Consider the following 22,964-nt stretch of genomic DNA (forward strand, 5'->3'; position numbering starts at 1 on the left):
CAATGTGTAGTCGTGGCTGTTTTTTTTAAGCAAAATAAAAAACGCTAAATTCTGGTTAACCAAGAATTTCAGCGTTTAATCAAACTATTATTTAGTTTCACGATGTAAAGTAACTTTTCTTTCACGTGGGCAATATTTTTGTTTTTCCAAACGATCAGGGTTGTTACGTTTGTTTTTGTTTGTTAAGTAGTTACGTTCTTTACAAGAAGTACATTCTAATGTAATGTTTACGCGCATCTGTTTTCCCTCCCATATATCTAGAATATTCCAAGAACTCTCTCTCAGACCAAACTATAATATCACGTTTGGTCTGAGAAATCTAGCCTTTTTAGCAAATTTTGTTAAGTAATTTTACTTGACGATTCTTCGATGTTTAATTGGTGGTTAGTTATAGGCGGAACGTGGGTTCCATGTTAAAATAAAGGATGTGCGTAAGAGCTTGAATAGAGTTAAAGGAGTGTGAATTTATGGAAAAAACAGAACTTCGTCAGTCAGGGATTGCCACGCTAAAAAAACTGGCAGAGCAACCTAAAAAGAAGGCAAAGAAAGAAGAAATGATTTTAGCGCTCTTTTTTGCTTCACGGATTTGGAAAGAAGCGAACGTCATTGGTATGATTCGTTCTACCCCGTTTGAATTTAATACAGAACCGATTATGCAACGTGCTTGGGCTGAAAATAAGAGAGTTGTGGTTCCAAAGTCACTACCGAAGCGTCAGTTAGCTTTTTATGAAGTAGACGCGCGAACAGCTTATCGAACCACTAAATTTGGTGTAGATGAACCGATCAGCGCGTTACATGTTTCAAAAGAAGAAATTGATGTGTTACTTGTTCCAGGTATTATTTTTTCAAAAGATGGGTATCGAATTGGTTTTGGCGGTGGTTTTTATGATCGCTACTTAGCGGAATATAAGGGACGAACCTGTAGTTTAATTTTTTCGGAACAATTGAATAATGACTGGCAACACGATTCATTTGACCTTCCTGTTGCGCGAATTTTTACAGATACTTTTAAGGGAGTGACGTATGAATAATTTATCATTGAACCGTTTAAAACGAACGCCGTTTTTGACATATACTTTCTTGACAATTCAAGTTGTGGTCTATCTCTTAGCGTTTTTATTTCCCGGTTTATATTTGGAATTTCGAGGTGCGATGTTTGGCCCATTAGTCGTTCAAGGTCATGAATATTGGCGTTTTATTACCCCGATTTTTATCCACTATGGATTGATGCACTTTGCAGTAAATTCGGTTGTACTTTATTTTATGGGACAACAAATTGAAGCTATTTATGGACATACGCGTTTTTTTATTATCTATCTCATTAGTGGACTTACTGGAAATGCGATGAGTTTTGCTTTTAATCAAGCAGGTGTGCAATCTGCAGGTTCAAGTACATCATTATTTGGTTTATTTGGCGCATTTGTTATTTTAGGTGTGCATTTCAAAGGACATCCAGCGATTCAAGGAATGGTTCGTCAATTCACGCTATTTATTGGAATGAGTCTATTATTTGGTGTCTTTGACCGTTCGATTGATATGTGGGGACATATTGGTGGGTTAGTTGGTGGTCTGTTATTAGGAAACGTTTTAGGATTACCGAATAACGGCAAACGTTACTCGATTCATCTACGAATTATTTCCGGAATGATTTTAGCATTTTTGGTCATTTTTTGTATCGTGTACGGTTTCAAAAAGTATGAAATACTTGTATAATGTTTAGGAAGTGTCTTTATGGAAACTTTATATGATGTTCAGCAGTTATTTAAACAATTCGGTTTGTACATTTATGTGGGCAAACGTATCTATGACATTGAACTGATGGCAATTGAATTACAAAAGCTATTCGAAGCGCGGCTTATCGATCGAGAAACCTATTTTACAGCACGTGGTATTTTGAATCGAGAACATCGTATCGAAGAAAGCAGGGAGGATTTTTAAGATGGAAGAAAAGAAAATCATTGGGATTGATTTAGGTGGCACAACAGTTAAATTTGCGATTGTGACACTTGAAGGAGAAATCCAACAAAAATGGAGTATTGAAACAAATATTTTGGATGAAGGATCACATATTGTACCTGAAATTATTGAATCAATTAACCATCGTTTGAATTTATATGAGTTAAAAGCAGACGATTTTGTTGGTATCGGTATGGGAACTCCGGGAAGTGTTGACCGTGAAAATGGCACAGTTATCGGTGCATACAATCTAAATTGGAAAACATTACAACCTGTTCGTGAACAAATTGAAGCAGGAACTGGTATCCAATTTACGTTAGATAATGATGCGAACGTAGCGGCTTTAGGTGAACGTTGGAAAGGTGCTGGTGAAAATAATCCAGACGTTATTCTCATGACGCTAGGAACTGGCGTTGGTGGCGGTATTATTGCAGAAGGAAACTTGTTGCATGGTGTTGCTGGTTGTGCTGGTGAAATTGGTCACGTAACCGTTGATCCTCATGGTTTTGAATGTACATGTGGAAAAGTAGGATGTTTAGAAACAGTCGCAAGTGCCACGGGTGTGGTTCGTGTTGCACGTCAATTATCTGAGGAATATGCGGGTGATTCTGAATTGAAACGTCGTTTAGATGATGGACAAGATATTTCAAGTAAAGATGTCTTTGTACTAGCAGAACAAGATGATCCATTTGCGTTAATGGTTGTGGACAAAGTTTGTTTCTATTTAGGTTTGGCTTGCGGTAATTTAGGTAATACATTGAATCCATCAAGTATCGTTTTAGGTGGCGGTGTTTCGGCAGCCGGTGAATTTTTACGAAGCCGTGTAGAGAACTACTTCAATGAATACACATTCCCTCAAGTAAGAGAAAGTACACAAATCAAATTAGCACAGTTAGGAAATGATGCCGGTGTCATTGGTGCTGCGTCATTAGCTTTGCAATTTGTAAAATAGAAAGGTAGAAATGAAACATGGATCTTTTTAACACAATAACTCTGATTTTATTATTAGTTTTAATTTTCATGGGATTAAATTGGTTGTATTATTATATCCTAGGAAAACGTTCAGCGACAACTATCACCGAAGAGGAATTCCGTGAAGGGATGCGTAAAGCCCAAGTGATTGATGTCCGTGAAAAAAATGAATTTGACGCAGGTCATATTCTAGGTGCGCGTAATATTCCTTATACTGTTTTGGATAATTCAATTACAGCGATTCGCAAAGACCAGCCAGTATATCTATACGATCGCTCAAAAGCATTAAGTGTGCGTGCTGCGAATAAATTACGTAAACATGGCTACAAAGATGTGTATGTCTTAAAAGAAGGCTATGATGGCTGGACAGGAAAAACGAAAAAGAAAAATTAAACAAAAAAGAGGGACGATATCGTCTCTCTTTTTTTGCTATAGCGGACTCTTTTAAAGAAGTGCTTGATATAAAAAACTGTAGCAATCAGCCAATGAAGGCGACTGCTACAGTTTTTTTGATTATCTTGCGAAGCTTTTACGGTTTGCTTTACGGCGTTTTTCATCAATGATCGCTTCTTTTTCGTCGATTGGATCAATGACTTGTTTTTTTATTGTGGCAATCAAGCCGATTGTTGCTGCTGTTGTAGCAAGAGAACCTACAACAAATCCTGTAACAAATTTTTTCATTGTTCCTTCACCTCACTTCATTCATCTTACTTACATTATGAATGAAGTACGGGATTTTGCAAAGTAATATACTATATGAAATTATTTTAATAAATAAATTGAAAAAATTTAGTAAATGTTTTATAATGAGTTTACTAATAGCAAAAGGAGCCGATGACGAGATGGAGAAAATAGAAAAGGTTTTCAATGAAGTGTTTGAAAAAACAGCTGATGGCACATATTTTGCGCCTGGTCGGATTAATTTGATTGGGGAGCATACAGATTATAATGGAGGACATGTTTTTCCTGCGTCGATTACTTTAGGAACATATGGTGTCGCGAGCAAACGATCAGATAATCTGGTATGTCTTTATTCAGAAAATTTCCCAGAGGCTGGGGTCATTACTTTTTCATTGGATGACTTGGTTTATGATAAAGCGCATGATTGGGCCAATTATCCTAAAGGGATGATTCACTTTTTAAAAGCAGCAGGCTATACGATTGATTCAGGATTTAATGTGGTTTTTTATGGAAATATTCCAAATGGTGCCGGATTGTCTTCGTCTGCATCAATCGAACTATTAACAGGTGTTATCTTGGAAGATTTGTTCGATTTATCCATTGAACGTTTAGAATTAGTCAAAATTGGAAAACAAGTAGAAAATGAATTTATTGGTGTCAATTCAGGTATTATGGATCAGTTTGCAATTGGTATGGGAAAAAAAGACCATGCTTTATTATTAGACACTAATACATTACACTATGAAGTCGTGCCAGCCGCTTTTGGCGAATATGTGGTAGCCATTATGAATACAAATAAACGTCGTGAACTGGCGGATTCAAAATATAATGAGCGTCGTAGTGAATGTGAAGAAGCGCTTCGTCGTTTGCAAACAAAACTCACGATTCAATCGTTAGGTGAACTGGATGAAGCAACCTTTTTTGAAAATACAGCGGTAGTTGGTGACGAAACATTAATGAAACGTGCCAAACATGCAGTAACTGAAAATCAGCGAACATTGCAAGCACGTCAAGCGTTACGAGCTGACGATTTAGTGACATTTGGCAAATTATTAAATGCGTCGCACGCTTCTTTAAAAGAAGATTATGAAGTAACGGGTGCTGAATTGGATACTTTAGTTACCGCAGCGCAAAATTATCCGAGTGTTTTAGGTGCACGGATGACCGGTGCCGGTTTTGGTGGTTGTGCAATTGCTTTAGTCAAACAAGCAGATTGGCAAGATTTTGTTGTGACTGTTTCCCAAGAATATTTAGACAAAATTGGGTATGCGACGGATATTTATCAAGCAAGCATTGATGATGGTGCTAGAAAGTTATAAGATAGAACAAGAGAATTTAAAAGAAGAAAGCGAGGACAATCAATGTCTATTTTAGTCTTAGGTGGAGCTGGGTATATCGGTTCTCACGCAGTCGATCAATTAATTCAACGCGGGGAGGATGTTGTCGTCATTGATAACTTATTAACCGGACACCGTGCAGCAATACACCCCAACGCACGTTTTTATGAAGGGGATGTACGTGATAAATCATTTGTCACTAGTGTGTTTGACAAAGAAACAATTGCAGGAGTCATTCATTTTGCAGCTAGCTCTTTAGTGGGTGAGTCTGTGGAAAAACCACTGAAATACTTCAATAATAATGTGTATGGGATGCAAGTGCTTTTAGAAGTCATGCAAGAACATGACGTGAAACACATTGTCTTTTCATCAACGGCTGCAACTTATGGCGAACCAGAAGTCACTCCAATTGCGGAAACAACCCCAACAAATCCCAAGAATCCATATGGGGAAAGCAAATTGATGATGGAAAAAATGATGAAATGGTGCGATAACGCGTATGGAATGAAATATGTTGCGTTGCGTTATTTCAATGTAGCTGGTGCCAAAGCGGATGCCTCTATTGGCGAAGATCACACGCCAGAAACGCATTTAGTGCCAATTATTTTACAAGTTGCATTAGGGCAACGGAAGGAATTGTCTATTTTTGGCGATGATTACAATACACCGGATGGGACTTGTATTCGTGATTATGTGCATGTGGAAGATTTAATTGCCGCTCATTTATTAGCTTTGGATTATTTAAAAGCAGGAAATGAAAGCAATGTCTTTAATTTGGGTAGTAACAACGGGTATTCGGTGAAAGAAATGTTGGATGCTACGCGTGAAGTGACGAAAAAAGAGATTCCAGCTGTTGTCGTTCCTCGTCGTGCTGGTGACCCAAGTACATTAGTCGCTTCAAGTGACAAAGCCAAAGAAATATTAGGTTGGGAACCGGCTTATACGGATGTGAAAAAAATCATTGAGACTGCTTGGAACTGGCATGTCAGCCATCCAAATGGGTATGAAGAATAGGAGTTGAAGGTATGTTAAGTCAAACAATTGCTGATTTTACAACACTTGCAATTGCAGCAGGTGGTTGGATGGAAATGGATCGTTTGTATTTACACAATCGTATCTTAGGGATGATTGGTGAAGATCAATTAGACGAATTTGATGTCCATCCTGTCACACGCCCCTCAACCGAATTATTAGATGAATTAGTAGCCACCGCACAAAAAAATCACGTCATTGATGATACCTTATCAGCGATTGAAATTTTGGAAGGCGAATTGATGGATTTCTTAACACCACCACCGTCTGTTGTCAATGCTTTTTTTGCGCAACATTATGCTAATGATCCACAAGAAGCAACGGATTATTTTTTTGAGTTATGTAAAAATAATGATTACATCAAAACACGGGCGATTGCTAAGAATATTTATTTTCCAGTTGAGACACCCTATGGTGAATTAGAAATTACGATTAATTTATCTAAACCTGAAAAAGACCCCAAACAAATTGCTGCAGAGCGTCATGCAGTTACAAGTAATTATCCGAAATGTATGCTTTGTATGGAAAATGAGGGCTACAAAGGACGCGTAAATTATCCCGCACGAACCAATCATCGCATTATTCGTATGAATTTAGATGGCGAATCTTGGGGCTTCCAATATTCCCCTTATGCGTATTATAATGAACATTGTATTGTGTTATCAGAAGAACATCGTCCGATGGAAATTAGCGAACAAACTTTTGCACGCTTGTTGCAAATTGTGGAAGTATTACCGCATTATTTTGCTGGCTCAAATGCTGACTTACCAATTGTGGGTGGTTCTATTTTGTCGCATGACCATTATCAAGGAGGCAATCATACTTTTGCGATGGCGAAAGCACCAATTGACCGCTTGTTTGTCCTGAAAGATTATCCCACAGTAGTAGCGGGAACAGTTAAATGGCCAATGTCGGTTATTCGCCTCCAAGCAACAGATAAAGCATTGTTAATTGATGCTGCCACACATGTCTTAGAAACATGGCGCAATTATTCTGCACCAGAATTAAATATTGTGGCATTTTCTGAAGATGGTACACAGCATCATACGATTACACCGATTGCTCGTAAAAAAGGGGATTTCTTTGAACTAGATTTGGTCTTGCGTGATAACAATGTATCTGAAGAATACCCAGATGGCATTTTTCATCCTCATCAAGATGTCCACCATATCAAAAAAGAAAATATTGGTTTAATTGAAGTGATGGGCTTAGCTATTTTACCGCCACGTCTTGAAAAAGAGTTACAAGAGGTAGAAAAATATTTATTAAATCAAGACAATGAATTAGCCGAAAGCCATCGTCCATGGGCAGAGCGTATGAAAGCATCCTATACGTTCTCGACTGAAAACGTACGAGAAGTAATGGAAAAAGAAATCGGCAACATTTTTACACGCGTGTTAGAAGATGCTGGTGTCTTTAAACGTGATGACCAAGGACAACGTGCTTTTGAAGCCTTTACCCAAACACTTTAAATCAAAGGAGGAGAGATCGTGGCAACGATTAAAGATATTGCAGATAAAGCAGGAGTCTCTCCTGCAACGGTCTCGCGTGTCCTCAACTATGATCCGGACTTATCTGTAGGCCAAGAGACTAAGCAGAAGATTTTTGAAGCAGCCGAGTCGCTGAATTATACAAAGCATAAGAAAAAACGTCGCGAACAACTCGTTATCCGTTTAGTACAATGGCACGATACTGCCGAAGAGTTAGCAGATTTGTATTATTTAGCGATTCGCTTAGGAATTGAGAAAAAAGCCGAAGAATTAAACATTTTGTTATTAAAAGAGCCGTTAGATCAATTGTCAGAAACAACTGCTGCAGGAACGATTGCATTAGGTAAATTTGATCCGAAGCAAATTCGTTTATTAGAAAAATTAGCAGGGACGTTATTATTTGTAGATACGAACGATACGATTCATGGTCATGATTCGCTAGTGGTTGATTTTACACAAAGTATCGAACAAGTGATTGATCATTTTATTCAAGAAAAACATGAAAAAATTGCTATTTTATCAGGCATTGAATACACAAAGCGAAGCAACTATGAAATTGCTGATCCACGTTTTAAGGCATTTAAAGAACGTTTGACACAGTTGAAACTTTACCGTGAAAATTACCATCTTCAAGGTACGTTTACCGTAGAAGGCGGCTATCAAGCGATGAATCAATTTTTAGCAAAAGAAAATGACTATCCAACGGCATTGTTTGCTTCAAGCGATGCGCTGGCCATTGGAGCGATGCGAGCTATTCAAGAACATGGGTTAAGTATTCCAGAAGACATTTCTGTGATTGGCTTTAATGATGTGAGTGTCGCAAAATATGTGAGCCCAGCATTAACTACGATTCGTGTTTATACCGAATGGATGGGTGAATTAGCAGTTTTAACCTTAGTTGATTTAATTAAAGAACAACCACCTGTTTCTAAACGAATCGTTTTAGCAACGGAATTAATTTTACGTCAATCAACATTGAAAACAAACGAGAGTCTGTAAAGGACTCTTTTTTGTTTTAGGGAGAAACGTTAGTCTCAATGCGAACTTTTGTGGTAAAATATGAAAGAACTTGAATAAGGTAGGGAATAAAAATGAAGATACTTGCAATAGATACATCGAATCAAACGATGGCAGTTGCAGTGACAGAAGACCAACGTCTATTGGGACAACTGCAAACAACTGTCAATAAAAACCACAGTAAAACATTGATGCCAGCAATTGAAACACTGATGCGAGAGCTTGATTTAACACCACAAGCATTGGATCGCATTGTCGTTGCTCAAGGGCCAGGTTCGTATACTGGTTTGCGCATTGGGGTAACCACAGCCAAAACTTTAGCAGATACATTAAATATTGAATTGGTTGGTGTGTCTAGTCTAGCAACAGTTGCTGGCAATTGTGTTGGTCGCAATGAATGGATTGTACCGCTTTTTGATGCACGTCGCCAAAATGTCTATGCTGGAGCCTATCAATGGCAACAAGGACAATTAGTCAACGTATTGCCTGAGCAACACATTGCTTTAGACGCCTTATTGACAAAATTACAAGGACAAGAAGTTTATTTTGTTGGGGAAGATGTCCAAAAATTCCAAGAAATCATTGCGGAAAAAATCCCTACAGCAATTTGTAATACCGTCTTAGCTTGGAATTATCCAAGTGGCGTTGTATTAGCTGAATTAGGGAAACAAGCACCGGTAGTGGACGCCCATCCTTTTTTACCAAATTATTTAAAACGTGTGGAAGCTGAAGAAAAATGGTTAGAATCCCACGAAATTGGAGAAGAAAGTTATGTTGAAAAGATTTAAAGCTTTTCTTTCTTTTTTACGTGAACAAAGTGATTATCTAGAAAAGACTGTGACGTTGGATGATAAAACCTATCATTTTCGTGAAGTCTTTCCAAAAGATATTAAAGCATTAATGCATGTCCAACAGTTGGTTTATAAAGAATACCAACCATGGCATCGTGGTGCGTTTTTATCAGAGTTGTATTCGATACACATTCATCGCTATTTGTGCGTATCTGTCCATAAAAAAATTATCGCTTTTATTGGTATTCGTGTCGTCGGTAGTGATGCGCACATTACCAATATTGCCGTTATCCCGACTTATCAAAACAAAGGATTAGGCAAGCAATTATTGGCAGAAGCAGAAATGTTTGCCCGTCAGCATGGGTGTCAAACGATGTCGTTGGAAGTTCGTATCAGTAATAGTGGTGCGCAACGTTTGTATACAACATTCGGTTATACAACGCGCCAAGTTTTGACAGAATATTATAGTGAAGGCAATGAAGATGCCTTAGATATGGTGAAACAATTAAAATGAAAATAACGAGCAAGCATTTTTTTGAGACAACTGCATTAGCAACCGAATTGCATCAAGTCGCAGAAAATAGTTACACATACGGTTCGCCGTGGACGGTGGATCAGTTTATAGCAGATATTCGCAATGAGCAAAGCGAATACCTAATTTTAGAAAAAGCGCATATTGCCGGTTTTTTAGGCTACCATCAGTTTTTAGATGAAATGGAAATTTTTAATTTAGTTGTCCATACAGATGAAAAACATCAAGGATTAGGCGCAACGTTGTTAAAAGAATTATTTCGAGTAGCCGAAGAAGATCAAATGAGTCAAATTTTGTTAGAAGTACGCGTGTCAAATTTTTCTGCACAAAATCTCTATTTGAGTCATGGTTTTGAAATTATTGCGCGTAGAAAAAATTACTATCAAGCACCGGTTGAAGATGCCTTGATTATGATAAAGAAAGTGAGGCCAACGTTGGTCAAATGAGAGAATTGATTTTAGCAATTGAAAGTAGTTGTGATGAGACAAGTGTGGCAGTAATTGAAGATGGTGCCATTATTTTAAGTAATATCGTTGCATCACAAATTAAAAGTCACCAACGATTTGGTGGCGTGGTACCTGAAGTGGCAAGTCGTCATCATGTCGAGCAAATCACGTTGTGTATTGAAGAAGCTTTAGCAGAAGCCGATGTGTCGATTGATGAGTTATCAGCGGTTGCAGTGACGCAAGGTCCTGGGTTGGTAGGGTCATTATTAATAGGGATTTCTGCAGCAAAAGCGTTCGCTTGGGCGCATAACTTACCATTAATTCCAGTCAATCATATGGCAGGGCATATTTATGCGGCACGTTTTGTCCAACCTTTGATATTTCCTTTAATGGCCTTATTGGTTAGCGGCGGACATACAGAGTTAGTCTTAATGGCTGAAGATGGTTCGTATGAAATTGTCGGGGAAACACGAGATGATGCTGCCGGAGAAGCGTATGATAAAGTCGGACGTGTTCTTGGTTTACCTTATCCAAGCGGCAAAGAAATTGACCGATTGGCGCATATTGGGAGTGACACGTATCATTTTCCTCGTGCGATGATTCATGAAGATAATTTTGATTTTAGTTTTAGTGGATTGAAAAGTGCCTTTATTAATTTGGTGCATAACGCAGAACAGCGCGGCGAAGAACTATCTACAGAAAATTTAGCCGCCAGTTTCCAAGCAAGTGTCATTGATGTCTTAGTGAGTAAAACATTACGTGCTTGTCAAGAATATCCAGTCAAACAATTGGTGGTGGCTGGTGGTGTTGCTGCCAACCAAGGCTTACGTCAAGCGTTAGAAGAAGCAGTAGAGCAACTTCCGGATTTGACCTTAGTTATTCCACCGCTACGCTTATGTGGCGATAATGCGGCTATGATTGGTGCAGCTGCACATGTTGAATTGGCGAAAAACCATTTTGCGGATATGTCGTTGAATGCTGTTCCCAGTTTAGCATTTCCTACAAAAAAAGTATAACTTGCAAAAAGACAAGTCTCCCTACTTATAGGAAAGACTTGTCTTTTTTAGACAACAATCGCTTCTTCTTTAAATAACGTTTTTGTTGCACGATAAATACTTAATGCAGTTTGCGATTGATTCATCGTGTACAAATGAATCCCAGATGTGTCTTGTGTCACTAAATCGACAATCTGATCAATGGCGTAGGCTAAACCAGCTGCACGCAGTGATTCTGGATCGTGCTCATATTTTTCTAAAATCGCAATGAATTTACGGGGAAGAGCCGTTTTGGTTGTTTTGATTAAACGCAACGCTTGATTACGATTAACAATGGGCATAATCCCCGCATAGATAGGGACATCAATGCCGACAATATCACAATTTTCGCGGAAACGGTAAAAAATATCGTTATCAAAGAATAATTGAGTAATTAAATCGTCACACCCACTATCAACTTTTTTCTTTAAATTCTGTAAATCTTCCACACGATTTTTTGCTTCTGGATGTACTTCTGGATGACAAGCGCCACTGATTTGGAAGGCGGGTTCTTCTTCTTTAATGAAATGAATCAAATCACTCGCATGTCTGAAATCTTCCAAAGGTGGTTTGTCTGCATAAATATCGCCGCGTAATGCTAAAATACGGTTGGTATTGGAACGTTTTAAAATATTAATGGCTTCCCGAATATCTTCTTTTGAAGAATACGCTGCCGTCAAATGAGCAATGCTAGGGACGTTCAATGTTTTTTGAATGTAACCAGCTAACTTTAATGTCGTCGTTTTTAAATCAGCATTTTTATTGCTACAAGTCACACTGATGAAATGCGGACCTAAGTCCTGCAATTCATCCAGTGTGTCCAAAAGCAACTCGTTTGACGTCTTTGTGTTGGGTGGGAAAATTTCAAAAGAAAGGGAAGGACGTTGTCTTTCCGCGTTATCAGTCATTTACAAGCCCCTCTCTTACTTCTTTTGCAGCTAATACTAAGTTTTCTAAACTTGCGTATGTTTCTTTTTCACCACGTGTTTTTAAACCGCAGTCAGGGTTTACCCAAACTTTGTCCGTTGGGATTTTTTCTAAAATCTTGCCAATCGTTTGTTTAATTTCTTCTACAGAAGGGATACGTGGTGAATGAATATCGTACACACCAGGACCAACTTGTGTTTGGAAATTGTTGCGATTTAAAGCATCTAATAAGGCTAAGTTTGAACGAGAAGCTTCGAAACTAATCACGTCTGCATCCATATCATCAATTGCTTGAATGATATCTTCAAACTCGCTATAGCACATATGTGTATGAATTTGGGTTTCTGGTTGCACTTTGCTATGAACAAGTCGGAAAGCAGGGATTGCCCAATCTAAATATTCACTGTACCAATCCGTTTGACGCAATGGTAATTTTTCACGTAACGCAGCTTCATCGATTTGGATAATACGAATACCATTCGCTTCTAAATCTAAAACTTCTTCTTGGATAGCTAAAGCTAATTGATATGTGCTGTCTTTAATTGAGATATCTTCACGTGGGAATGACCAGTTCAAGATAGTTACGGGACCTGTTAGCATCCCTTTCACAATTTGTTCTGTTTTGCTTTGGGCATATTTTGACCATTGGACTGTGATGGCTTTGGAACGAGCGATATCGCCCCAGATAATGGGTGGTTTCACCCCACGAGTACCATAAGATTGTACCCAACCGTTTTTAGAGAATAAATACCCATCTAATGCTTCGCCAAAGAATTCCACCATGTCATTGCGTTCAAATTCACCATGGACTAAAACATCTAAACCGATTTTTTCTTGGAAAGCGATACAGTCATCAATTTTCTTCGCGATAAATGCATCGTATTCTTCTTGCGTAATTTCTCCACGTTTAAATTTCCCACGAGTGATTTTAACTTCTTTTGTTTGTGGGAAAGAACCAATAGTTGTCGTTGGTAAGTTTGGTAATTTCAACAAGTCTGTTTGTAATGCTTCACGTTCATCAAAAGCAGGTAAACGAACAAAGTCAGCGTCTGTTAATTGGGCAATTTTTTCTTGTAGTGCTTTGTTTGCAGTAATACGTTCCTGTTTGAAAATACGATTGTTTTTCTCGATTGCTGCTTGGTCAGTTTTGTCTAGCGCGACTAATTCTGCTAATTTTTCTTTCGCAAAAGCAAAATATTGTTTGATTTCATCTGAAAAAACTTCATTTTCAACAGAATATGGCACATGTAGTAACGAACAAGAAGTGCTTAATACGACATTTTTTGGTAATTTCGCTAATAAATCAAAAGTACTTGTATAGTTGTTTGTCCAAATATTTTTTCCATTAACGATACCAGCAAATAATTTTTTATCTTCTGGGAAGGGAGTGTTCGTGATTAAGTTTAACGTTTCTTTTCCTTCGACAAAATCTAACCCAATTCCATCAAAGTCTAAGGCAATAACTTCTTCGTAAATGTCACGAATATCACCAAAATAAGTTTGTAATAAGACATTTAGACCATTTTTGTTGGCTAATAAAGTTTGGTAAAATTCTTTGAAACGAGCAATGTCTTCAGCCGTTAAATCTAAAACTAATCCTGGTTCATCAATTTGAATCCATTCCGCACCTGCTGCTGCAAGTTTTGTGAAAACTTCTTGATAAGCGGCTAATAAATCCGTCGCAAAATCAGCACTACTTGTCCCATCGTGGTATTGACCTAATTGTAGTAACGTAAATGGTCCTAAAATAACCGGACGTGTTAGGATACCCAATTCTTTGGCTTCTAAAAATTCATCGACAATTTTCGTCGTGTTCACTTGGATGTTAGTTGTTTTTTCAAATTGAGGAACCAAATAATGGTAGTTTGTATTGAACCATTTTTTCATTGGTAGGGCATGAACATCCCCTTTTTCCCCTTGATAACCACGAGCTAAAGCAAAATATTCTTCTAACTCGTCAAAGTCTAAATCTTTTACTTTTTTAGGAATAATATTAAATAAGACCGATGTATCTAATGTATTGTCATAGAAAGAAAAATCATTACTTGGAATTTGATCGATGCCAGCGTCTTTAATAACGTTCCAATGTTTTTGACGCAATTCTTTTGCAAAAGCTTTTAAGTCATCTGCTGAAATTTCATTTCTAAAATATTTTTCTGTTTCAAATTTTAATTCTCTAAATTCACCTAAACGGGGAAACCCGATAATTGTTGTTGTCATTCACCAACACTCCTTTTTTTGTGTTGAAGATAATGTATCACGAAAGAAAAAAGTTTGATAAGTGAAGATTTCTATGGTAGGTTATAAATGAAATCTATAACCTGTAGTGTTTATATAAGGAGGAACAATGATGAGGATTCAGCAATTAGAATATTTAGAAAAAATCGTGGCATTAGGTTCAATGAATGAAGCAGCTAAAGCTTTATATATGACCCAACCTAGTTTATCAAGTGCGATTAAAGAATTGGAAAATGAAATGAATATCCAAATTTTGGTACGAAGTAAAACAGGTGTGCGTTTAACAGAAGAAGGGCGTGAATTCATGTCTTATGCCCAACAAATCATGGATCAAGTCCAGTTATTGGAAGAAAAATATAAAGATACACGTCCGCGAAAACAAACCTTTTCTGTCTCTGCCCAGCATTATGCGTTTGTGGTTCACGCATTTGTTGAATTAATTAATAGTTTGGATGTTGAAGAATACCAATTTAAATTACGAGAAACAGAAACGGAAAATATTTTAGAAGATTTAAGTCGTTTTAAAAGTGAGTTAGGTATTTTGTATTTAAATTCGTTTAATGAAAAAGTGATGATGAAATTATTTAAAGAACGAGAATTAGTTTTCCAACCATTGTTTCGTGCCAAACCACATGTATTTGTGAGCAATACATCACCACTTGGGCAAAAAGAATTAGTGGAATTAGCTGATTTAGAAGATTATCCATATTTATCTTATGAACAAGGTGAACGGAATTCATTTTATTTTGCGGAAGAAATTTTAAGTACCTTAGAACATCGCAAAGACATTAAAGTTAGCGATCGTGCAACGATTTTTAATCTGATGGTAGGCGTGAATGGTTATACAATTAGTTCAGGCGTTTTGAGTAAAAAATTAAACGACGATAAAATTATTGCAGTTCCCTTAAATGTCAAAGATGAAATGACTATTGGCTATTTAAAGCATAAACAAAAGGAATTATCACCTATCGCTCAACACTATCTACAAATGCTAGAAGATCACATTCAAGGGTATGGTTTTGAAATTTTATAAACAATAGTTGCATGTATCGATTAATAAGTGTATATTTATTCAAAAGAATGTCAGTCTCCTTCATATATGGAAATGAACAAAAGTAGAAGGATATCTGGAAGACAACTGAGGAGTGAATGATCGTGGGAAATTATTTATTTTCAAATTATGCAAGAAAACCTTTTGAAATTATGGAAGGAGATGGTTGCTATGTCACAGATAATCAAGGGAAAACGTATTTAGACTTTACTAGTGGAATAGGTGTGATGAACTTAGGTTACAATCAACCGAAATTAAATCAAGTTTTAGCTGAACAAGCGCAAAAAATTTGGCATACACCGAACCTTTATGATAATCATTTGCAAGAAATCGTGGCAGAAAAACTAATTCAAAACAAAGATTATTTGGCTTTTTTCTGTAACTCAGGAGCCGAAGCAAACGAAGCAGCCATTAAATTAGCCCGAAAAGCAACCGGAAAATCACAAATTATTACCTTTACAAATTCATTTCATGGACGAACGTATGGTGCGATGTCAGCGACTGGTCAACCTTCGATTCATGCAGGTTTTGAACCGCTAGTTCCAGGATTTGTTTATGTGCCTTATAATGATTTTGCAGCGCTAGAAGCAGAAGTAACTGATCAAACAGCAGCGATTATGTTGGAATTAATTCAAGGAGAAGGTGGTGTCACAGTCGCTGATTCAGAATGGATTCAGCAAATTGCGACTCTTTGCCAAGAAAAAAATATTCTATTGGTGATTGATGAGGTGCAGACGGGAATTGGACGAACAGGCAGTCTATTTGCTTTTGAACAGTTTCAAGTGACACCGGATATTTTTACTTTAGCAAAAGGGTTAGGGAATGGTTTTCCTGTGGGCGCGATGCTAGGAAAAACAGAGTTGGGCGAACATTTTGGACCAGGAAGTCATGGAACCACATTTGGTGGCAATAAATTAGGTATGGCTGTGGCAAGTGAAATTTTAGAGGAGTTGTCTTCTGAATTGTTGGTTGCTAGTCAACAAAGAAGCCAGCAGTTATTTTCAGGACTAGCCGAAATTAAATCAGATAAAATTCGTGAAATTCGCGGAAAAGGGTTAATGATTGGTATTGAATTGGATCCAGAGGTTTCTGTCAATGATATATTAGAAGCCTTAGAGATAGAAGGACTATTGGCGTTACGAGCTGGTACCAATACGTTACGTTTATTACCGCCGTTGACGATTTCTGAAGCAGAAATCACTTTGGGAGTGGAGAAATTAAAAAAAGTATTCACTAAATAAGTCAAAAAAGAGTTGTTTGATCGATAGGAACAACTCTTTTTTTGTATAAAAATGTAGGGAATATTCGTCTTTTTACATATATTTACAAAAAAATACGTATTTTTTTATAAAAAACCATTGACCTTTAACCAATAACTCTCTATAATTCTAATTACTTTATAAAAGGAGTGAAGAGGATGAAAGCAGCAATCGTTGGTGTAACAGGATATACAGGGATAGAATTAGTACGTCTAATCCATCAACATCCCTCGTTAACATTGGGGACATTACATAGTCATTCAATGCATAAAAACTCAATTTCTGAGTTATATCCACACTTACAACAGCTTTGTGAGCAAGAAGTGGAAGCTTACGATGCAGAAAAAATTATGGAAAATAATGATTTAGTCTTTTTTGCCACTCCTTCAGGAATTAGTAAAGATCTTGTTCATGAATTTGTTGCCAAAGATTTTCCAGTCATTGATTTATCTGGGGATCTTCGCTTAAAAGATTTAGAAAGTTATCAAAGATGGTATAAAAAAGAACCGACGACACAAGAGATTGTTGATCAAGCAGTGTATGCTTTACCTGAATTTTCACCAATTAAAGGAAATTTATTATCAAATCCAGGATGCTATGCAACAGCGGCAATTCTTTCATTAGTCCCCTTAATTCAAGCACAACTTATTGCGTTAGATACAATTATTTTAGATGGAAAATCAGGATTATCTGGTGCCGGGAAACAATTATCCGATAGCAGTCATTATGTGACAGTCGATGAAAATATGACCATGTATAAATTAAATCAACATCAACATATTCCAGAAATTATTCAATATTTACAATCATTTGATGCAGATTTAACCACACTTCAATTTACTACTAGCTTAATTCCAATTAAGCGTGGAATTTTTATGACCCTTTATGCGAAAGTCAAAGAAGGTGTCACGAATGAACAAATTCAGCAAGCATTTGATGTTTATCAAACAAAACCATTTGTACGTGTACAATCAAATGGAAGATTACCAGAATTACGACAAGTCACCGGAACGAATTTTTGTGACATTGGTTTTGATTTAAATGAAGAAAATCAAACATTAACCGTGGTAGCAGTTATCGATAATTTGATGAAAGGTGCTGCTGGTCAAGCAATTCAGAATTTTAACTTATGGGCGGGACTTGATGAAACTTGTGGTTTGACACAAGTACCATTGTTCCCGTAAGGAGCGAACGATATAGATGGAGAAAATTAAAGGTACGATTGCCAGTCCGATAGGGTTTCATGCAGATGGCATTCATTGTGGGTTAAAAAGAAAAAAATTAGATCTAGGTTGGATTTATTCAGATGTCCCAGCAAGCGTTGCGGGTGTTTTTACAACAAATCAAGTACAAGCTGCACCGATTAAACAAAGTAAAGAAGTTATTCAAGGTGGGAAAATTCAAGGGATTCTCGTAAATTCTGGCAATGCCAATGCGTGTACTGGAGAAGAAGGACTTGCAAATGCCAAGCAAATGCAAGTGTTAGCGAGTGAAAAACTAGGGATTGATGCTTCATTAGTAGCGGTCGCTTCAACCGGTGTGATTGGTCATCAGCTGGAAATGGAAAAAATCGTGGCAGGCGTGGAGATGTTGCATCAATCGGATGCACAGCAACCGGAAAATTTCCAAAAAGCTATTTTAACGACAGATACAACCGAAAAGGCGGTTACTGTTACGGCAGAGATTGATGGTAAACAAGTCACCGTTGCTGGATGTAGTAAAGGTTCTGGCATGATTCATCCCAATATGGCAACGATGTTAGGGTTTGTGACTACAGACATTGCGATTTCATCTGAGTTATTACAAACTTTATTAAAAGAATTAACGGAAGTTACCTTTAATCAAATTACCGTTGATGGTGATACGTCAACCAACGACATGGTGGTTGTGATGGCAAATGGTTTGGCGAAAAATGTAGAAATTACAGAAAAAAATACGGCATATTTAGCATTTAAAGAAATGCTACGTGTGGTACTGACCGAATTAGCGAAATTAATTGCCAAAGATGGTGAAGGTGCCACGAAATTAATTGAAGTTGATGTGACGGGTGCCCAGTCTGCAAGCGATGCTCGTATGATTGCTAAATCAATTGTGGGTTCTATGTTAGTGAAATCAGCTATTTTTGGTAAAGATCCCAACTGGGGGCGCATTTTATGTGCGATTGGTTACAGTGGCATTTCTTTTGATCCAACAAACGTTACGATCGAACTAGCAGGATTACCTGTTTTTAAAGCGGGCGAACCGCTTGAGTTTGATGCAGAACAAATGGAAGACAATTTAAGTGAAGAAGAAATTAAGATTGGCGTGTATTTAAATGAAGGAACATCATTTGGTCAAGCATGGGGCTGTGATTTGACTTATGACTATGTCAAAATCAATGCACTTTATAATACGTAGGAGGAAATGAATATGAAAACAATCGTAGTAAAAATGGGCGGCGTTGCTTCAGACAATTTAAATGATGCGTTTTTTCAAAAAATTTCTTCTTGGCAAAATCAAGGCTATCGCGTCATTATTGTGCATGGAGGGGGACATTACATTTCTAAAATGATGGATATTTTAGGAATTAAAGTCGAAGTAAAACAAGGTTTGCGTGTTACTTCTGAAAAAACTTTAGAAATCACTCGTATGGTATTATTAGGACAAGTCCAACCGATGATTACCACACATTTTCAACAAGCTGGTTTTCCTACGCTTGGAATGAATGCCGGGTGTGATCAATTGATTCAAGGAAAAATTATTGATGAAGAAAAATTAGGATTTGTTGGTGAAGTCACCGCTGTCAATAGCGCATTATTAAATACATTGATTGAAAAACATCATATTCCAATTATTGCCCCATTAGGGATTACAGAATCGGGTCAATGGTTGAATATTAATGCTGATGAAGTAGCTTGTAAAGTTGCGGCAAGTATTAAAGCCGAAAAATTATATTTATTAACCGATGTACCTGGAATAAAAAAAGAATCGGAATGGTTAAAAGAAATTTCAGTAGAAGAAATTTCTCAATTAAAAACAGACAAAGTTGTTACTGGCGGCATGTTACCAAAATTAGACAGTGCACACAAAGCCTTGTTAGCAGGAGTGAAATCAGTTTTTATCAGTAATACAATTGATTCATTTGGCACGGAAATCAAAGCAGTGTGTTGAACGAAACGGGGGGAAAAGATGGAATTTCAAGGAAAGAGTTTTTTAGCAGAGAAAGATTTTACGCAAGCGGAATTGCAGTATTTAATTGATTTGTCACAACATCTGAAAAAACTAAAAAAACAAGGGATTGTGCATCGGTATTTAGAAGGGAAAAATATCGCCTTATTATTTGAAAAAACATCGACACGAACACGGGCTGCTTTCACAGTTGCTGCCGTTGATTTAGGTGCACATCCAGAATTTTTAGGCGCAAACGATATTCAATTAGGGAAAAAAGAATCCGTAGAAGATACAGCCAAAGTATTGGGCAGTATGTTTGATGGCATTGAATTTCGTGGTTCAAGTCAACAAGTAGTAGAAGCTTTGGCAGAACATGCGGGAGTCCCTGTGTGGAATGGTCTGACGGATGAATGGCATCCCACACAAATGATTGCCGACTATTTAACCATTCAAGAAAGCTTTGGAAAAGTCAAAGGAATTAATCTGGTTTATTGTGGTGATGGACGAAATAATGTCGCACGGTCTTTATTAGTGACTGGAGCTATTTTAGGAACCAATGTTCGTATTGTCGCGCCAAAATCCTTGCATCCAGATGAAGCATTAATCGCCTTAGCACAAGAGTATGCGAACCAATCTGGTGCAAAAATTTTAGTCACAGATAATGTGGATGAAGGTGTCTTACATGCGGATGTGTTATATACAGATGTATGGGTATCGATGGGCGAGGAAGACAAATTCGCTGAACGAATTGAGCTATTGTTGCCGTACCAAGTCAATCAAGCGATGATAGAAAAAACGCAAAATGAGCAAGTAATTTTCTTACATTGCCTACCAGCGTTTCATGATGTTGAAACCAATTATGGTCAAGAGATTCAAGAAAAATTTGGTTTGAGTGAGATGGAAGTGACAGATGAAGTCTTCCGAGGCAAACACGGCAGGCAATTTGAACAAGCTGAAAATCGGATGCACTCCATTAAAGCCATTATGGCAGCGACTTTGGGACACTTATTTATCCCCAATGTTTAAAATGAAACACAAGACTAGCGCAATAAAAAAAGATTTGCTATAATCAGTGTACATTTCATACATGATTTAGTGATCAAGAGAGTAACTTTTCATTTTTTAGCTAGCGAGTTCGGGAAGGTGGAAGCCGAAATAAAGAAGAAAAGTGAAGCGCACTTGTGAAAATTTGCTTAGCAAACGGCATCTACCGTTATCAGATAAAGTGGGTTCGATTTGTCGAACAATCAGAGTGGTACCGCGGGAATTCTCGTCTCTAGTGTTTTAAACACTAGGGACTTTTTGTTTGCTGTCAAGCAAAAAATCAATGAGACAACTTTTAGGAGGAAGCATTTATGAACAACAAAGACATCGTATCAAAAGCAATTTTTGATGTGGTCAAAGAAGATTTATCATTTGAACAAGTCCAACAGTTATTAGAAAATCCAAAATCAGCCGATCATGGAGACGTCGCTTTTCCAGCTTTTGCTTTAGCGAAAGTCTATCGTAAAGCACCACAACAAATTGCAGCAGAGTTAGCTGAAAAAATTGATGGTTCATCTTTTGAGAAAATTGAAGTAGTCGGCCCTTATTTAAACTTCTTCATGAATAAAGCAGTGATTACCCAAAATGTTTTAGCGTCTGTAGTTAAAGAAAAAAATCATTTTGGTGATAGTAGTGAAGGAAATAATGCGAATGTACCTATCGATATGTCTTCACCAAACATCGCTAAACCAATTTCAATGGGACATTTACGTTCAACAGTCATTGGGAATTCCATTGGTTTTATTTTAGAAAAAGTTGGCTACAATCCAATTCGTATCAATCACTTAGGTGACTGGGGAACACAATTTGGTAAATTGATTGTTGCTTATAAAAAATGGGGTTCAGAAGAAGCGGTTCGTAATGAACCAATTAATGAATTATTGCGTTTATACGTTGATTTCCATGAAAAAGCGGAAGAAGATAAGTCACTAGAAGATGAAGCCCGTGCTTGGTTTAAAAAACTAGAAGATGGCGATGAAGAAGCCACTGCTTTATGGCAATGGTTCCGTGATGAATCGATGAAAGAATTTAACAAAATTTACGATATGTTAGAAGTATCGTTTGATTCATTAAATGGAGAAGCTTTCTACAACGATAAAATGGTTGAAGTTGTAGAAATGTTAGAAGAAAAACACCTATTAAAAGAAGACCAAGGTGCCGAAATTGTTGATTTATCAAATTATGATTTAAATCCTGCTTTAATCCGTAAATCAGATGGTGCGACATTGTACATCACTCGTGACATGGCAGCTGCGATTTATCGCAAACGTACGTATAATTTTGGTAAGTCACTGTATGTTGTTGGGAACGAACAAAGCTACCACTTTAAACAATTAAAAGCTGTCTTAAAAGAAATGGGCTTTGATTGGGCAGATGATATGTACCATATTCCATTTGGTTTAATTACGAAAGATGGAAAAAAATTATCCACACGTAAAGGAAAAATTGTTTTATTAGAAGAAGTATTAAATGAAGCAATTGATTCTGCAAAAGCCCAAATTAGTGAGAAAAATCCAACCTTAGAAAACAAAGAAGAAGTCGCAAAACAAGTTGGTGTGGGCGCAGTCGTCTTCCATGATTTGAAAAATGATCGTCTCAACAACTTTGACTTTACATTAGAAGAGGTTGTACGTTTTGAAGGAGAAACGGGCCCATATGTTCAATATGCCCATGCACGTGCGATGAGTTTATTAGCAAAAGCTGATTTTACACCTGATGAATCACATGAATATGCTTTAAATGATGATGAAAGTTGGGAAGTTATTAAATTAATCCAACGTTATCCAGAAACAATCAAACAAGCGGCAGATAAATACGAACCATCAGTCATTGCGAAACATTCAATTAAATTGGCACAAGCATTTAACAAATATTACGCAAATACAAAAATCTTGGCAGAAGACGAGCAAAAAGAAGCACGTTTAGCGTTAGTTTACGCTGTAACTGTCTTGTTAAAAGAAGATTTACGTTTATTAGGCTTGCATGCACCAGACAAAATGTAATAAA

At 37.2% G+C, this 22,964-nt stretch carries 24 protein-coding genes and 1 other annotated feature; of the genes, 20 read left to right on the plus strand and 4 right to left on the minus strand.

Translation table 11 applies throughout. The features are described 5' to 3' along the window. Positions 1–87: 87 nt before the first annotated feature. A complete protein-coding gene (gene rpmG / locus PYW32_RS04830) occupies positions 88–237 on the minus strand; it encodes a 50S ribosomal protein L33 (protein WP_002356321.1) in 150 nt (49 codons plus the stop codon). Between the two features lie 230 nt (positions 238–467). On the opposite strand from rpmG, the gene PYW32_RS04835 reads away from it, so the two are divergent. The 5 genes from PYW32_RS04835 to PYW32_RS04855 are packed head-to-tail and all read left to right on the plus strand — an operon-like array spanning position 468 to position 3,321. Beyond that, complete coding sequence (locus tag PYW32_RS04835; RefSeq protein ID WP_016175464.1) at positions 468–1,031, plus strand: 5-formyltetrahydrofolate cyclo-ligase; 564 nt, start codon at positions 468–470, stop codon at positions 1,029–1,031. Then, complete coding sequence (locus tag PYW32_RS04840; protein WP_016175463.1) at positions 1,024–1,713, plus strand: rhomboid family intramembrane serine protease; 690 nt, start codon at positions 1,024–1,026, stop codon at positions 1,711–1,713. Before PYW32_RS04835 ends, PYW32_RS04840 begins: the two co-directional genes overlap by 8 nt. A gap of 18 nt (positions 1,714–1,731) precedes the next feature. Continuing rightward, a complete protein-coding gene (locus tag PYW32_RS04845; protein WP_016175462.1) occupies positions 1,732–1,938 on the plus strand; it encodes a YqgQ family protein in 207 nt (68 codons plus the stop codon). Position 1,939: 1 nt separating this feature from the next. Continuing rightward, the gene (locus PYW32_RS04850; RefSeq protein ID WP_016175461.1) at positions 1,940–2,908 is read left to right on the plus strand and encodes an ROK family glucokinase; all 969 of its coding nucleotides are present in this window, start codon (positions 1,940–1,942) and stop codon (positions 2,906–2,908) included. Between the two features lie 17 nt (positions 2,909–2,925). Beyond that, positions 2,926–3,321, plus strand: a complete 396-nt coding sequence (locus PYW32_RS04855; RefSeq protein ID WP_016175460.1) for a rhodanese-like domain-containing protein — start codon at positions 2,926–2,928, stop codon at positions 3,319–3,321. Positions 3,322–3,441: 120 nt separating this feature from the next. On the opposite strand, the gene PYW32_RS04860 is transcribed toward PYW32_RS04855, so the two are convergent. Next, a complete protein-coding gene (locus PYW32_RS04860) occupies positions 3,442–3,609 on the minus strand; it encodes a DUF3042 family protein (protein ID WP_016175459.1) in 168 nt (55 codons plus the stop codon). A 161-nt stretch (positions 3,610–3,770) separates the two neighbouring features. On the opposite strand from PYW32_RS04860, the gene PYW32_RS04865 reads away from it, so the two are divergent. The 8 genes from PYW32_RS04865 (at position 3,771) to tsaD (ending at position 11,270) form a co-directional block, all read left to right on the plus strand. Beyond that, a complete protein-coding gene (locus tag PYW32_RS04865) occupies positions 3,771–4,928 on the plus strand; it encodes a galactokinase (protein ID WP_016175458.1) in 1,158 nt (385 codons plus the stop codon). Positions 4,929–4,970: 42 nt separating this feature from the next. Beyond that, positions 4,971–5,960, plus strand: coding sequence for a UDP-glucose 4-epimerase GalE (galE, locus tag PYW32_RS04870; protein ID WP_016175457.1), 990 nt, complete (start codon positions 4,971–4,973; stop codon positions 5,958–5,960). Positions 5,961–5,971: 11 nt separating this feature from the next. Continuing rightward, entirely contained in the window at positions 5,972–7,450 is a 1,479-nt protein-coding gene (gene galT / locus PYW32_RS04875) for a UDP-glucose--hexose-1-phosphate uridylyltransferase (protein ID WP_016175456.1), read from the plus strand. An 18-nt stretch (positions 7,451–7,468) separates the two neighbouring features. Then, on the plus strand, positions 7,469–8,467 hold the full coding sequence (locus tag PYW32_RS04880; protein ID WP_016175455.1) for a LacI family DNA-binding transcriptional regulator: 999 nt from the start codon (positions 7,469–7,471) through the stop codon (positions 8,465–8,467). Between the two features lie 92 nt (positions 8,468–8,559). Continuing rightward, positions 8,560–9,273 (plus strand): tRNA (adenosine(37)-N6)-threonylcarbamoyltransferase complex dimerization subunit type 1 TsaB, encoded by a 714-nt coding sequence (gene tsaB, locus PYW32_RS04885; RefSeq protein WP_016175454.1) that lies wholly within the window; start codon positions 8,560–8,562, stop codon positions 9,271–9,273. Continuing rightward, entirely contained in the window at positions 9,257–9,790 is a 534-nt protein-coding gene (gene rimI / locus PYW32_RS04890) for a ribosomal protein S18-alanine N-acetyltransferase (protein WP_016175453.1), read from the plus strand. Before tsaB ends, rimI (PYW32_RS04890) begins: the two co-directional genes overlap by 17 nt. Next, on the plus strand, positions 9,787–10,254 hold the full coding sequence (gene rimI, locus PYW32_RS04895; protein WP_016175452.1) for a ribosomal protein S18-alanine N-acetyltransferase: 468 nt from the start codon (positions 9,787–9,789) through the stop codon (positions 10,252–10,254). The genes rimI (PYW32_RS04890) and rimI (PYW32_RS04895) overlap by 4 nt, the downstream gene beginning before the upstream one ends. Next, entirely contained in the window at positions 10,251–11,270 is a 1,020-nt protein-coding gene (gene tsaD / locus PYW32_RS04900) for a tRNA (adenosine(37)-N6)-threonylcarbamoyltransferase complex transferase subunit TsaD (protein ID WP_016175451.1), read from the plus strand. The genes rimI (PYW32_RS04895) and tsaD overlap by 4 nt, the downstream gene beginning before the upstream one ends. Before the next feature lie 47 nt (positions 11,271–11,317). Here tsaD and metF read toward each other — a convergent pair whose 3' ends face one another. After that, complete coding sequence (gene metF, locus PYW32_RS04905) at positions 11,318–12,196, minus strand: methylenetetrahydrofolate reductase [NAD(P)H] (RefSeq protein WP_016175450.1); 879 nt, start codon at positions 12,194–12,196, stop codon at positions 11,318–11,320. Continuing rightward, a complete protein-coding gene (gene metE, locus PYW32_RS04910; RefSeq protein WP_016175449.1) occupies positions 12,189–14,435 on the minus strand; it encodes a 5-methyltetrahydropteroyltriglutamate--homocysteine S-methyltransferase in 2,247 nt (748 codons plus the stop codon). The genes metF and metE overlap by 8 nt, the downstream gene beginning before the upstream one ends. 130 nt (positions 14,436–14,565) lie before the next feature. Between metE and PYW32_RS04915 the strand changes: the two genes are divergently transcribed. The 7 genes from PYW32_RS04915 (at position 14,566) to argS (ending at position 22,960) form a co-directional block, all read left to right on the plus strand. Continuing rightward, positions 14,566–15,486: a LysR family transcriptional regulator gene (locus PYW32_RS04915; protein ID WP_016175448.1), complete on the plus strand. Its 921-nt coding sequence runs from the start codon at positions 14,566–14,568 to the stop codon at positions 15,484–15,486. Between the two features lie 116 nt (positions 15,487–15,602). Beyond that, a complete protein-coding gene (locus tag PYW32_RS04920) occupies positions 15,603–16,745 on the plus strand; it encodes an acetylornithine transaminase (protein WP_016175447.1) in 1,143 nt (380 codons plus the stop codon). Positions 16,746–16,921: 176 nt separating this feature from the next. Beyond that, on the plus strand, positions 16,922–17,947 hold the full coding sequence (argC, locus tag PYW32_RS04925; RefSeq protein WP_016175446.1) for an N-acetyl-gamma-glutamyl-phosphate reductase: 1,026 nt from the start codon (positions 16,922–16,924) through the stop codon (positions 17,945–17,947). Between the two features lie 16 nt (positions 17,948–17,963). Further along, the gene (argJ, locus tag PYW32_RS04930) at positions 17,964–19,160 is read left to right on the plus strand and encodes a bifunctional ornithine acetyltransferase/N-acetylglutamate synthase (protein WP_016175445.1); all 1,197 of its coding nucleotides are present in this window, start codon (positions 17,964–17,966) and stop codon (positions 19,158–19,160) included. 12 nt (positions 19,161–19,172) lie between these two features. Next, positions 19,173–19,913, plus strand: a complete 741-nt coding sequence (argB, locus tag PYW32_RS04935) for an acetylglutamate kinase (RefSeq protein ID WP_016175444.1) — start codon at positions 19,173–19,175, stop codon at positions 19,911–19,913. An 18-nt stretch (positions 19,914–19,931) separates the two neighbouring features. Then, positions 19,932–20,939, plus strand: coding sequence for an ornithine carbamoyltransferase (gene argF / locus PYW32_RS04940; RefSeq protein ID WP_016175443.1), 1,008 nt, complete (start codon positions 19,932–19,934; stop codon positions 20,937–20,939). A 60-nt stretch (positions 20,940–20,999) separates the two neighbouring features. After that, positions 21,000–21,194 (plus strand) — a binding site (T-box leader). A 74-nt stretch (positions 21,195–21,268) separates the two neighbouring features. Further along, positions 21,269–22,960 carry an arginine--tRNA ligase gene (argS, locus tag PYW32_RS04945; protein WP_016175442.1) on the plus strand — a complete coding sequence of 564 codons (1,692 nt, stop codon included), beginning with the start codon at positions 21,269–21,271 and terminating at the stop codon, positions 22,958–22,960. Positions 22,961–22,964: the final 4 nt, after the last annotated feature.

It is taken from the genome of Enterococcus saccharolyticus subsp. saccharolyticus (genome assembly GCF_029023825.1).
Classification (GTDB): Bacteria; Bacillota; Bacilli; order Lactobacillales; family Enterococcaceae; genus Enterococcus_F; species Enterococcus_F saccharolyticus.